Source organism: Dactylosporangium sp. CA-233914 (assembly GCF_050942935.1).
Lineage (GTDB): Bacteria > Actinomycetota > Actinomycetes > Mycobacteriales > Micromonosporaceae > Dactylosporangium.
This window is the reverse complement of the sequence record NZ_CP192030.1, coordinates 12692578-12704932: the sequence shown is the minus strand read 5'-3', so window position 1 is coordinate 12704932 and position 12355 is coordinate 12692578. Positions and strand designations below refer to the sequence as shown.

14 protein-coding genes are annotated in these 12355 nt (G+C 66.2%); 10 read left to right on the top strand and 4 right to left on the bottom strand.

From position 1 onward, the window contains the following. The first annotated feature begins 89 nt into the window (after nt 1-89). The 4 genes from ACQPY0_RS56905 (at nt 90) to ACQPY0_RS56890 (ending at nt 3726) form a co-directional block, all read left to right on the top strand. Entirely contained in the window at nt 90-1163 is a 1074-nt protein-coding gene (locus ACQPY0_RS56905; RefSeq protein WP_432981603.1) for a DUF262 domain-containing protein, read from the top strand. After that, complete coding sequence (locus tag ACQPY0_RS56900) at nt 1160-1912, top strand: MAE_28990/MAE_18760 family HEPN-like nuclease (RefSeq protein WP_432981600.1); 753 nt, start codon at nt 1160-1162, stop codon at nt 1910-1912. The genes ACQPY0_RS56905 and ACQPY0_RS56900 overlap by 4 nt, the downstream gene beginning before the upstream one ends. Beyond that, complete coding sequence (locus tag ACQPY0_RS56895; protein ID WP_432981597.1) at nt 1912-3018, top strand: DNA cytosine methyltransferase; 1107 nt, start codon at nt 1912-1914, stop codon at nt 3016-3018. Before ACQPY0_RS56900 ends, ACQPY0_RS56895 begins: the two co-directional genes overlap by 1 nt. A 216-nt stretch (nt 3019-3234) precedes the next feature. Beyond that, complete coding sequence (locus ACQPY0_RS56890; RefSeq protein WP_432981594.1) at nt 3235-3726, top strand: very short patch repair endonuclease; 492 nt, start codon at nt 3235-3237, stop codon at nt 3724-3726. Between the two features lie 34 nt (nt 3727-3760). Here ACQPY0_RS56890 and ACQPY0_RS56885 read toward each other — a convergent pair whose 3' ends face one another. The 4 genes from ACQPY0_RS56885 to ACQPY0_RS56870 form a co-directional block, all read right to left on the bottom strand. Then, on the bottom strand, nt 3761-3997 hold the full coding sequence (locus ACQPY0_RS56885) for a GntR family transcriptional regulator (protein ID WP_432981591.1): 237 nt from the start codon (nt 3995-3997) through the stop codon (nt 3761-3763). A gap of 273 nt (nt 3998-4270) precedes the next feature. Continuing rightward, complete coding sequence (locus tag ACQPY0_RS56880) at nt 4271-4489, bottom strand: hypothetical protein (RefSeq protein WP_432981588.1); 219 nt, start codon at nt 4487-4489, stop codon at nt 4271-4273. 304 nt (nt 4490-4793) lie between these two features. Further along, a complete protein-coding gene (locus ACQPY0_RS56875) occupies nt 4794-5492 on the bottom strand; it encodes an HAD family hydrolase (protein WP_432981585.1) in 699 nt (232 codons plus the stop codon). Continuing rightward, complete coding sequence (locus tag ACQPY0_RS56870) at nt 5489-6355, bottom strand: GntR family transcriptional regulator (RefSeq protein ID WP_432981582.1); 867 nt, start codon at nt 6353-6355, stop codon at nt 5489-5491. Before ACQPY0_RS56870 ends, ACQPY0_RS56875 begins: the two co-directional genes overlap by 4 nt. Before the next feature lie 131 nt (nt 6356-6486). Here ACQPY0_RS56870 and ACQPY0_RS56865 point away from each other — a divergent pair, with 131 nt between their 5' ends. The 6 genes from ACQPY0_RS56865 (at nt 6487) to ACQPY0_RS56840 (ending at nt 12345) form a co-directional block, all read left to right on the top strand. Continuing rightward, a complete protein-coding gene (locus ACQPY0_RS56865; protein WP_432981579.1) occupies nt 6487-6717 on the top strand; it encodes a DUF6284 family protein in 231 nt (76 codons plus the stop codon). After that, nucleotides 6714-7442 carry a hypothetical protein gene (locus ACQPY0_RS56860; protein ID WP_432981576.1) on the top strand — a complete coding sequence of 243 codons (729 nt, stop codon included), beginning with the start codon at nt 6714-6716 and terminating at the stop codon, nt 7440-7442. Before ACQPY0_RS56865 ends, ACQPY0_RS56860 begins: the two co-directional genes overlap by 4 nt. A gap of 140 nt (nt 7443-7582) precedes the next feature. Next, nucleotides 7583-9700 carry a cell division protein FtsK gene (locus tag ACQPY0_RS56855; RefSeq protein ID WP_432981573.1) on the top strand — a complete coding sequence of 706 codons (2118 nt, stop codon included), beginning with the start codon at nt 7583-7585 and terminating at the stop codon, nt 9698-9700. 136 nt (nt 9701-9836) lie between these two features. Continuing rightward, the gene (locus ACQPY0_RS56850; RefSeq protein ID WP_432981570.1) at nt 9837-10082 is read left to right on the top strand and encodes a hypothetical protein; all 246 of its coding nucleotides are present in this window, start codon (nt 9837-9839) and stop codon (nt 10080-10082) included. After that, entirely contained in the window at nt 10079-10366 is a 288-nt protein-coding gene (locus ACQPY0_RS56845; RefSeq protein WP_432981567.1) for a hypothetical protein, read from the top strand. Before ACQPY0_RS56850 ends, ACQPY0_RS56845 begins: the two co-directional genes overlap by 4 nt. Nucleotides 10367-10404: 38 nt before the next feature. Next, complete coding sequence (locus ACQPY0_RS56840) at nt 10405-12345, top strand: DUF3987 domain-containing protein (RefSeq protein WP_432981564.1); 1941 nt, start codon at nt 10405-10407, stop codon at nt 12343-12345. Nucleotides 12346-12355: the final 10 nt, after the last annotated feature.

The window sequence follows — 12355 nt, the reverse complement described above, 5'->3', positions numbered from 1 at the left end:
CGACACATTATGTGGCATGATCGGTTCTGCGTCTAGTCCAGGGACGCGCAAGGTCAAGCGGTCTCTCTGTCGATGGAGGAGTGGCGACGATGACAGGCCAGGATGGCGGCTTCGCGCGGGAGGACCCGGAGTCCGCTGAGGCGCAGATCGTCGAGCAGTCCAAGCGCATCGACTTCTACATCACCGAATATTCGGTTGAGATCCTGGCAGCCAAGATGCGCGCCGGAGAGTACGTCGTCCCAGATTACCAGCGTGAGTTCACGTGGGAATCCGAACGAAAGTCAAGGTTCCTGGAGTCGCTAATCATGGGCCTTCCAATTCCGTTCATCTTTTTCTGGGAGATGCCGGACGGAAAGCTTGAGATTGTCGATGGCTCCCAGCGATTGCGAACGATCGAGGAATTCGTTCTGGGGGACTTCAGGCTTGGTGAGCTCGAACAGCTCAGCATGGTCTCCAACTTCACATTCGCAGAGTTGCCTGAGTCTCGACAACGAAAGATCAAAAACCGTTCGATTCGTGGAATCGTACTCAATGAACATGCAGACGAAGTGGCTCGTCTTGACATGTTCGAGCGCATCAACACCGGTAGCAAAATCGCCAATACAGCGGAGATCCGGCGAGGAGCCCTTGCCGGGCCGTTCATGTCACTGGTTATCAAGCTCTCTCGGCTTGAGCGATTCGAGAAGCTTGCTCCGATGAGCGTCAAGACCAAGAAAGAGCGTGGTTACGAGGAGCTTGTTACTCGGTTCTTCGCGTACGGCGATGGTCTCGACGGCTACAAGGACCGACCGGCTGACTTCATCTTCGAATATTCGAGAAAAATGAATGAAACGTTCAGGGAGCGCCCGGAGCTCATCGGTCAATACGAGCAGCGCTTCCTGGAAGTACTCGGCTTCGTTGAACGCGTATTCCCTAACGGCTTCAGAAAGACCGCAACGAGTCAAGCGACTCCTCGTGCGCGATTCGAGGCGATTGCAATCGGGTCTTATCTAGCTCTGCAAGACAAGCCGGGCCTTGCCAATGCGTCGGCCGATGATCTCAACGTCGGCAGTTGGCTAGGTAGCGCGGAGTTTGTCGACGCCACCGGTTCCGACGGAGCCAACGCGATCGCCCGGCTGCGAGGCCGTGTGAACTTCGTTCATGACAAGTTGGTCGCGGCATGAGCGGCGCAGCCGATCTCTTGCCGTTCTTCGACGAGCGCTTCAAGGAAGTAGAGACTTATCTGGAGTTCCTTGAAGAGTTGGAGAAGGCCGCGCAGTCCGGGCCGCCGCGTCTCGAAGGATCGCCGCTTGCCATCAGTGCCCCGCAACAACGCATTTTGTACTCAAGCGTATATCTTCAACTTTACAATCTCGTTGAAGCGACCGTTTCGAGATGCATAGAGGCGGTCTGCGACGCAACCCAAAGCAATGGCCGTTGGCGTCCCGACGACCTTAACTCTTCACTGAAGCAGGAGTGGGTTCGCGCTATCGCCCGAACTCACATTGACATGTCGCCAGATAACCGGCTCAAGTCCGCAATGGCCATGTGTGATCATCTGATGGACAGCTTGCCGATCAGCGACTTTTCGATCTCAATTGGGGGTGGTGGAAACTGGGACGATGACTCTATCGAGAAGATAGGAGTCCGTGTCGGCTGTTCGTTGCGGTTCAACATGACGACCCGCGTTGCGGTTAAGCGCCCACTCCGAAACGAGATGGGGGCCTTGAAGTTGGTCAAGAGCCACCGCAACAGCCTTGCCCATGGATCAATATCTTTCGTAGAGTGTGCGGACGGCGTCGTTGTGGACGAATTGCGCACAACCGTTAACGCGGTCGGCGCATACCTTCATGAAGTGATCGAAAGCTTCAGTAAATACATCGAGTCGTTTGATTTCCTCCGCCCGGATCGTAAACCTCAAGGGGTGGCGTAATGTCACCTCGTCGCCGCAGCCCAAAAATAGCCGCTGTTGATCTGTTCTGCGGAGCTGGTGGACTTACGCACGGCTTGATCGAGGCAGGCATTGACGTTCGTGCTGGAATCGATTTGGATCCCGCTTGTCGGTATCCGTTCGAACAAAACAACGGCTCTGCGAAGTTCGTTGAACGCGATGTCAAAGATCTGGGCGCCAACGATTTGAGACCCTTCTTTAAGGGGAGCGACTACACCCTGCTCGCTGGGTGCGCTCCTTGTCAGCCGTTCTCTACATACAGCCGGAGCGGGCGAAGCAAGAAAAGAGAATTGGACTGGCAACTTGTTTCTAACTTCGGCGAGTTGGTCTCGGACCTTCAGCCGGATCTTGTCAGCATGGAGAACGTAACCCAGCTGGCGGACCATGATGTATTCGCGAAGTTTCTCGACCATCTCGACGGGTATCACATTTCGTGGTCCGCCATTGAATGCACTCAATTGGGCATCCCTCAGACCCGGCGTCGGCTCGTGCTCTTGGCATCTAGGCTCGGCCCCGACAACCTGAGCCTCTCCAATATCGTCGAGCCTGCCCGAACGGTACGTCAGACGATTTCCGAATTGCCGGTGATCGCGGCCGGGCAACAGGATGCTGAAGATCGGCTTCACACCGCGTCCTCCTTGAGCCAATTGAACATGCGGCGTATTGAGGCGTCACGGCCGGGCGGAACGTGGCGGGACTGGCCGCCAGACTTGCTCGCCTCTTGCCACAGAAAGATGAGCGGAGCCAGCTACCCGAGCGTTTATGGGCGCATGGAATGGGATGCTCCATCGCCGACTATTACAACCCAATGCTTTGGATACGGCAACGGACGGTTCGGCCATCCCGAGCAGGATCGTGCCATCTCGCTGCGTGAGGCTGCGATGCTGCAAACGTTTCCGCGGACCTATCGCTTCGTCCCAGATGATGAGCCCGTTCGGTTCAACGTCCTTGGGCGTTTGATTGGCAATGCGGTTCCGGTCAAGTTGGGCGAGGCGGTTGGTCGAACCCTCGTACGACATGTTGGAGCTCCTGGTTCCGGCAAACCACCACAGAAGAGGGCTGTCCCCCAATATCTATTCGAGCTATAAAGCAGTCCGAGGAATGCGGAGAAGTCTGATTACTTAAAGTCGCGCTCAGTGGCTTGGGCTCGACGAGATCGGTGTCACAGTCATCGAGCCACGCAACGGCGCAGTCCGGGTGGCCTTGGGGGAGGCGTCGCCCGCTCCTCAGACTGGCGAGCAGGTCCATTGCTCTGGGATGATCGGCCGTATGGTCAATGAGTACGGCAAGCACTCCTCCCATACATGACCGACGACGAGCGGACGCCGCGGAGGATCTCGGGCGAGCCCCGACCGCCTGCCAGCTCTGAAGTGGTTCGCACACGGATGAGGCAGCAGGTTCGAAGCCACACCGCGCCTGAGGTCGCTGCCCGGCACGCGTTACATGTACGCGGCATTCGTTACCGTCTCCACGTCCCGGTACCTGGGCTGCCCCGGAGAAGCATTGACATCTGCTTCGCAGGCAGGAAGGTTGCCGTTTTCATTGATGGGTGCTTTTGGCATGGTTGCCCCGTACATGCCACTGCGCCGAAGAGCAACGCTGCGTGGTGGCGCGCGAAGCTAGTTGCTAACCGGCAGCGTGACACCGACACAACAGCTCATCTTGAGAAGCTCGGCTGGCTCGTCCTTCGGTTCTGGGCACATGAGAGCCCAGAAACCATCGCAAACCATGTACAGGACGTCATCTGCGCCGTCGATATGGCGAATGTCAAGATGCGCACAGCAGGCGGATCTTGATTCACTATAGGTCGTTTGTGGGCCGTCGTTGCCTCTAGTCGTGACGATCGGCGACGAACGTGCCGCGTTGAGGCACGGTGAAGACTAGACCGCGGTCGCGGAGGAGTTCGACGGCGCGGCGGGCGGTGCCTCGAGCTACGCCGAACTCTTGCTGGAGCGCCAGTTCGCTTGGGATCGGCCGGTTCGGTAGTAGCTCGCCGGCCTCGATCCGCTGCTGGATGATGTCGGCGATCTGCACATACACGGGCGTGGGGCCGTCCGGATCGACCATGTCGGCAACGTAGATGTGTAGGTACATCAGCGTTCCTTCAGCTACGTCTCTAGACGTACAGGTACGTACAGACATAGCCTTGTGCTTGCGGGCATGGCAGCGACGCGAACGTCGCCACTGTCACCCACATCGTCACCACCGGATCGGACGTGAGCTGCTGGAACGCTCGGACGTCCGCCCTCGGTGGTGTGGGTCGACCCGGGTCCGCGACGACATCGGGGAGGTTGGATGCACTCGCAGGCATCGCCACACAGAAACACCGCACCGGCTGACCTAATAGGCCTTCGTCTTCGTACGGTCGTCACTCGAACCGAGCGGCACTACAGCGGCCTGGTCCTGGTCGTTGCCGACGATGTGCGCCGGGTGCACCTGGTGGGCAGCGAACACGGCCAGACCGGAGACGCAATTCGAGGAGCACTGCGGCTTGCCGCTGGCGCGTCCGCGCACGCGCGTCAACTCGCCGCCACGCTTGGGCAGCCCGATGATCGGCACGCACCGGCGCGGCCGGAGTGGGTGTGTGTCCGGTGTGGGCGGCCTTGGCCCTGCGATTCGGTGCGACGCCACCTTGCAGACGAGTTTGCGGACAATCTTGATGCGCTGGCGGTGCTGATGGCGGCGAGGGCCGTTGAGGCGTCCAAAGATCTCGGGGTCGCCGCGCTACCAGAACTCTATGACCGGTTTGTTTGCTGGACGCCGACGCCGACTACCGGACCAATCTTCGCTGAGGAGTGTTGACGTAGGAGTTGATCAAGAGCTGCACGCTCCGCCCGTTGTCAGCGGCGTGGCACCGCGCCAGTCATCGGCCTCCACTCGGCGTCAGCAGCGCCGTAGCGATGTCGCCCATGCTGGTCAGCACGACGTCGGCTGACGCGTCGGTGAAGCGTTGCATCTTGGGTGGCTTGTTGGCGTAGGCGATGACGGGTACGCCAGCCGCCTGGGCGCCCTCGATGTCGAACAGCGAGTCTCCGATGAGCACGCACGTGGTCGGCTCGATGTCGAGCGCGGTAGCGGCGCGCCAGAGAGGCTCTGGGTTGGGTTTCATGCGTTCGGGTTGGGCGTAGGCACGGCCGGCAACGTAGGCGATGTGGTGGGCAAGTCGGCGCGTCGCCAGGTACGCCTCGATGGCGCCGGCCGAGTTGTTGCTGACGATCGCGACCGGCAGCCCAGCGTCACGCGCGGCCACGATGACCTCGCGCCCGTACGGCGCTGGGATCGCGGTCTCCGCGGCGAGCAGCTCGGCGCGGCACAGCCCGTCCTCGACCTCGCGCAGCAGCTCCGGCTTGCCGAGCGTCGCCGACCACCGGAGCACCTCCATCGGGTCTGTCTCGGACCGGACGTCATCGGGAAGGTCGACGCCGCGCGCATCGAGCAGGTTGAGCAGCTCAGCCGCGATCAGTGGCGCCGGGTAGCCGCTGAAGATGCTGCACACCGGGCCGTCGAAGTCGAGCAGGATGGCGCGGCTGCGGGCCAGCAGCGAGCGCAGGGTGTCGCTCATCCCTCGTACTCCCTGGCCACGCTGTTCCACACCGAGTCGAACCACTGCTTTGATGCGCCGACGAACTGCGTGCCGTGCGAGGCGTCTTCTTCGCTGACCTGGTAGTTGAACAGCGGCACGTCCTTGCCGAGCAGGTCATAGATCGCCATCGGCTCACCCTTGTGCGCCACGGTCCGCTCGGTCACCGGGTAGAAGCCGAAAAACACCTCGCTGTTGTTGAGGATGTACAGCTTGAACAGCGGCGATGCCGAGTGCAGCCGGACCGCCACGGTGGCGGACTCGACCAGGCCGAGATCGCCGAGCTCGTGGACCTGGTCCACGATCGTGTCGAGCGACCGGTGGGAGATTCGCTCCATGCGCTCGCGCACGATCGGGTCGTCGGCGCCGGTTTCGGCGCGCGCGGGGACGGCCATCGGCACACCCATGTCGGACACCATGATCCGGATTGCGATCCGCTTCGGCGCCAGCTGGCCCGCGCGCACCCGGTCGAGCACCTCGGCGAGCGCGCCCTGGAGGGTCTCGCCGAGGAAGCCGGCGAAGTCGATGGTGACTTCCTCGCGCTCGAACGCGGCCTCCAGGTGCGGCCGTAGCTCGACCGGCCGCTGGGTCTGCGCGCGCACGAACACGCCGCTGCCCTGCCGCGACACGATGAGCCGCTCCGCGCGCAGCACGTCGAGGGCGCGCTTCACCGTCTCGCGGGCAACGCCGTAGTGCTTGGCGAGGTCCGGCTGGGAGGGCAGCTTCTCGGCCGGCTTGAGCCGTCCGGTCAGGATCGCCGCGCGTAGTTGGCGAGCGATTTGGTTGGCGGCGCCTGAGGACTCGTCGGGGTCGAGTTCTCCCAGGTAATCCAGCTCATCGGGCATGGGCGCATCCTACAGCCTGACTAGCCAGACTAGAAAACTTGCGTCATACATATTGACCTGTCTAGCCAGGCGCATCTACCTTCATCTCAGCGCACTTGACTAACCAAGTGCAGCAAGTCGAAGGAGTGTGCGTGAGGTACCCCGACGAACCTACCGACGCGGAACTCGCAGCCATCGAGCGCGAGTCCGACCTGATCGACGCCGAGATCGCACTGGTCGACGCGGAGATTCGACTCCTGGTCGCCGAGCCCGGCCCGACCGTGCTCGACTGGCACCGCGTGCGCCGCGCCGAGGCGCGCGTCATGCGCGAGTTGCTCAAGCTGGCCGCCGCCGGCGTCTGGCCCGAGGCGGTGGCGGCGTGATCGAGCCGAAGCTGAAGGGCCGCGGCTGGGCCTACACCGGCGCCCTGCTCGGCGGCGCCGTTTCGGTCGCCGCGAACGTCGCCCACTCGTACGTCCCGCCCGTCGGCAGTGAGCAGGGCTGGTCGCCGAACTTCGGCGCTGTGGTCGGCGCGGTGTTCTGGCCAATCGCGGTCTTCGTCGCGGTCGAGATCCTGGCCCGGGTGATCTGGCCGAACGGCCGGGCGTGGACCGCGCTGCGATTCCTTGGCCTGCTCCCGGTCGCCCTGGTCGCCGCCGTCGTCTCGTACCGCCACCTCTCCGGCCTGCTCCAGTTCTACGGCGAGGACGACCTGACCATGCTCATCGGCCCGCTGGCCGTCGACGGCCTGATGGTCATGGCGACCGGCGCACTCATCGCCACGGGCCGCCGCCAGCCCTGGACGGAGCCAGTCACCGAGGCGGCATCGGAGCCACAGCCCGAGCCGGTTCAGGAGCCGGCAGTTGTACCGCCAGAAGCCGAGCCGCCGGCCCCGGCACCTGTCGCCGAGGTGAAGGCCGAGCCGCGCAAGACGACCCCGAAGCGCCAGCCGTCCGCGGCCCAGCGCATCGCCGCCGCGGTGGCGCGCAGCCCGAAGGCGAGCGACGCCACGATCGCCGCCCGGCTCGGCCTGAGCGAGGCCACCGTGAAGCGCCACCGCCGACAGGCTGTCGACAGCGTGTCGACGCCGAACCTCAAAGCCGCATGAGCCCCGCCGGCCCCGCGCAGCGTCGCGCTCGACCAGCCATCTACGCCACGGCACACGACCTGTAGCTCTGCCCGGAGCGCGGCCACTTGGCCTAGGAACCTCGGCCGCGCTCCGGCCCCTCACGTGGAGGAAGCCTCATCATGCCCAGCAACAACCCGGAACGCTCGCCGTTCGACTGGCAACGGCACGAGCAAGAACTGGCAGATGTCGTACAGCTCCACCCCGACGCCGACGACCAGGACGGTCCGACGCTCGTGGACTCGCCCGAGGCACAGCGCCCGATCGGCCTCGCCGCAACGGTCCGGCGCGGCGAGCGTCGCCCGGTGGTGCCGTCGTGGCTGCGATCCCGCGCCGAGTTGGTGTACACGGTCCGGTGGGGGATTGGGCACACCGCGCACGTCGCCGCCTATCACGCGGTACGCGTGCCGAAGTACGCAGGCAAGCTCGCCCTCCGCGCACCGCGCGGTCTGCTGAAGATCCTCGGCGGGTACGTCCGCTGGCTGCTCGACCTCGAAGGCGAGGCTGTCCGGCAGGCCACCGTGCGCACCGAAGACGCCGAGGCGTACCTGAAGCTCTCTCGCCAGCGCGACCGGCGCGTGCGCTGGCGCGGCATCGTGACCCTGTTCCTGGTCGCCGCGCTCATCATCGCCGCCAGCCTGCTCGCGGTCAGCCCGGCATGGTGGCACTGGTGCGCGCTGACGCTTGGCGTCATCATCTGCGGCGTCGTCGGCGCGCCGGCCGATCGACCGCTGCTCGACACCGCCGTGGTCGCCCCGCGCGTCGCCGCGCTCACCTCCGACGTGGTGACCCGCGCACTGTCGGTACTGTCCATCGCCGGCATCAACCAGGCACTGGCCCGCAACCCGAAAGCGATCGGCTTCCCGGCACCGATCACCCGCGACGGCCCCGGCTGGCGCGCCGATGTCGACCTACCGCCTGGCGTCACGGTCGGCGAGGTCATGGACCGGCGGGACAAACTCGCATCCGGCCTCGGCCGCCCGCTCGGCTGCGTCTGGCCGGAAGGCAACGCCGACGTGAGCCCGTCACGGCTGGTGCTGTGGGTTGGCGATGAGCCGATGGCCGCCGGTCGTCAGCAGCCGTGGCCCCTGCTCAGGGCGTCCACAGTCGACATGGCCAAGCCGTTCCCGTTCGGCACCGACCCGCGCGGCCGGATCGTGCACATGGAACTGCCGTACACCAACCTCCTGATCGGCTCGATCCCCGGCTACGGCAAGACCGCCGCGATTCAACTCCCGATGCTGGTCGCTGCGCTCGACCCGCACGCCGAGCTGTGGGCGTACGAGTTCAAGGGCACCGGCGGACTCGACCCGCTGATGAAGGTGTGCAGCCGGTACGCCTCAGGCGCCGACGACGACACCGCCGAGGCAGGCCTCATGGCGCTGCGCGAGCTGCGCGCGGAGTGCCAGAAGCGCGCAGCGATCATCAAGAAGCTGCCCAAGGACGTATGCCCGGACAACAAGGTCACGCCCGAGCTGGCCCGCCGCATCAAGGGCCTGCACTGGCTCGTGGCGGCATTCGACGAGTGCCAGGAGCTGTTCGCCCACCCCGAGTTCGGCAAGGAAGCCGGCGAGCTGGCCGAAAAGATCATCAAGCTCGGTCGCGCCTTGGGCGTCATCCTGCTCAAGGCCACCCAGCGCCCCGACGCCAAGAGCCTCCCGACCGGCGTTTCAGCCAACGTCGGTACCCGCTTCTGCCTGCGCGTCATGGGCCAGCTCGAAAACGACATGGTGCTGGGCACCTCGGCCTACCGCAACGGCATCCGCGCCACGATGTTCGCCAAGAAGGACAAGGGCGTGGGGTACCTGGTCGGCGCGGCCGATGAGGCCCAGATCGTTCGGACGTTCTACCTCGACGGCCCGAGCGTGGAACGAGTCTGCGAACGGGCGTACGCCGCCCGCCAGGCCGCCGGCACGCTGACCACCCGACCGGCAGCCGAGCCCACCGCACGCCGCGAAACGCTGCTGGAGGACACGCTGAGCGTCATCCGCGCCGACGAACCGAAGGTGTGGATGGAGACGCTCATCGAACGCCTGGCCGCACTACGCCCCGAGGTCTACGGCGAGCTGACACGCGATCAGCTCGGCGCCGCGCTCAAGCCGTACGGCATCGCAACCACACAGGTATGGGGCACCGACCCGGCGACCGGCAAAGGCGCCAACCGGCGCGGCATAGAACGCGCCACGCTCGCCGACGCGATAGCCGAGCGTAACCGCCGCCGAGGAGACCAGGCCGCGTAAATCGCCGCTAGGTCTAGCGGCCGACCCCGCTAGACCTAGCACCCCCACTAGCACCAAATCCCAGCCCTGATCAGCGCGCTAGTACCTAGCAGCGCCAGCCTTCTGCACCCTCAAACCGCCCCCCTGGAGGCGTTTCGTGGACTCCCTCGCCCTGCTCGCTAGCCTCGGCCTCGCCGGTTACGCACTGTGCTACATCCTGGCCTGCGCCGCCTTCCCGTTCGGCGCCTGCCGCCGCTGCAAGGGCACCGGCAAGCTCCGCAACCCCTTCGCCCGCCGCATGTACCGCCTCTGCCCCCGCTGCGACGGCACCGGCCACCGAGTCCGCATCGGCCGGCGCATCTACGAGTACCTCCGCAGCGAACGCCGCCAGGGCACCCGATGAGGCGCGACCAGCACCCCGACTGGTGCGCCCGCGGCCACCGATGCGGCCTCGGCGAGCATCGCGCCCAGCCGATCACCCTCGACGCCCCCGGCCTCGGCCGCGTCGTCCTGACCCGCGTCCGCACCGAGGACGGCCGGGAGTCCGCCGAGGTCCGGCTCACCGTAGCGCTCGCGACGACCGAACCGGCCGCCCGACGCCAGCTCATGGCCCTGACGAACGACCTCGACACCGTGCTCAGCCGCGCCGTCTACGCCAGCCAGCCACCGACGCGCCGCGCCGCCTGACCGTCCACACCGGACACCGCAGAGAGGAGACCAACGCCGTGGACCGCACCGCGCCACACGACCAGGCCGCCGAACAGGCAGTGCTCGGCGCTGCCCTGCTCGACCCGGCCGTGCTGGCGAAGCTCGCCGAAACCCTTGCGGCCAGCGACTTCTACCGCCCGGCGCACGGCGAGCTGTGGCAAGCGCTGGTGGACCTCCACCACGCCGGCCAGCCGACCGACCCGGTGACCGTGGCCGCGCACCTTGCCGAGGCTGGCACCCTCGGCAAGGTCGGCGGCGCCGGCTACCTGCACACCCTCATCGCCGCCGTCCCGACCGTGGCCAACGCCGGCCACTACGCGAGCATCGTGGCCGACCGGGCGCGTCGCCGCGCGGTGGTCGACCTCGGCCGCCGCCTGACCCACCTCGCGGACGCCGAGCCTGACACGGCCGAGCTGCTCGCCGCTGGCCGCGCAATGCTCACCGACGCCGAACCAGCCTGGCCCGCACCGATCCCGCTCACCGCCCGGCACCAGCCCCCGCCGTTCCCGATCCACGTACTACCCGGCTGGCTCGGCGACATGGTGTCCGCCGTCGCGGAGTTCACTCAGACCCCGGTCGACGCCGCTGGCTGCATCGCCCTCGCCGCGCTCTCGACCGCGACCGGCGGCCGAGCCGAGGTCGAGATCCGGTCCGGCTGGCGCGAGCCCTGCAACCTTTTCACCGTCGTCGTCCTGCCGCCTGGCTCCCGCAAGTCCGCCGTCTTCGCCGCGCTCATTCGGCCCCTGCTCGACGCCGAGAAGGCCCTCAAGGAACGCATGGCCCCGGCCATCATCGAGGCCGAACTGGCGCAGCGCGTCGCGGGCAAGGCCGCCGAGAAGGCCGCCAACGTCGCCGCGAACGCCGACCCCGCCGCCCGCGACCGGCTGCTGGCCGAAGCCACCGCAGCCGCGATGAGCGCCGACGCCATCGCCGTCCCGAAGCCGCCGCAACTCGTCGCCGACGACGTGACCAGCGAACAGGCCGCATCCCTGCTCGCCGAGCAAGGCGGCCGACTCGCAGTGCTCTCCCCGGAAGGCGGCATCTTCGCCACCCTCGCCGGCCGCTACTCCGGCACGCCCAACCTGGAGGTCTTCCTCAAGGGCCACGCCGGTGACATGCTGCGCGTCGACCGGCGCTCCCGCCCAGCCGAGCACATCGACAACCCGGCGCTGACCCTCGGCCTGGCAGTACAGCCCGAGGTGCTTCGCGACATCGCCCGCATGCCCGGCTTCCGCGGCAAGGGCCTACTCGCCCGAATCCTGTTCTCCCTGCCGGAGAACACGGTCGGTCGCCGCACGCCGGGCGCCCGATCGGTGCCGACCGAGGTAGCTCACGCCTACACCCGCGACCTCGGCGCCCTGGTCCTCGACCTCGCCGCGCTTCCAGAACCCGCGGTCATCCCGATGACCGCCGAAGCCGACGCCGCCGTGCTGGGCATCGAGTGGCACGTCGAACCACGACTCGCACCGACCGGCGCATGGACACACATCATCGACTGGGGCAGCAAGTACACCGGCGCCGTTGTCCGCATCGCCGGCCTGCTCCACCTCGCCGAGCACTCGGCCACGGGCGTACACAAGCCGATCGAGTTCCACACCGTTGCTCAAGCCGACGCCATCGGACGCTACTTCGCCGAGCACGCCCTGGCCGCGTTTGACGACATGGGCACCGACCCGACCGTGGAGGACGCCCGCCACATCGTGGCGTGGCTGGAGCGCACGGCCACGGCCCGGTTCACCCGGCGCGAGCTGTTCAGCGCCGTCGCTCGAGGCCGTTTCCCGAAGGCCGGCGACCTCGACCCGCCGCTCAACCTCTTGCACGCCCACGGGTACATCCGCGCCGAACCTCTCCCGGCGCGAGCCGGCGCAGGCCGTCCACCGTCGCCCGCCTGGCTGGTCCACCCCGACGTGATCCGCCCGGCCAGCACCGTCCACCCGCTCAGCGCGGCCATCCGATGAACCGCCCGCA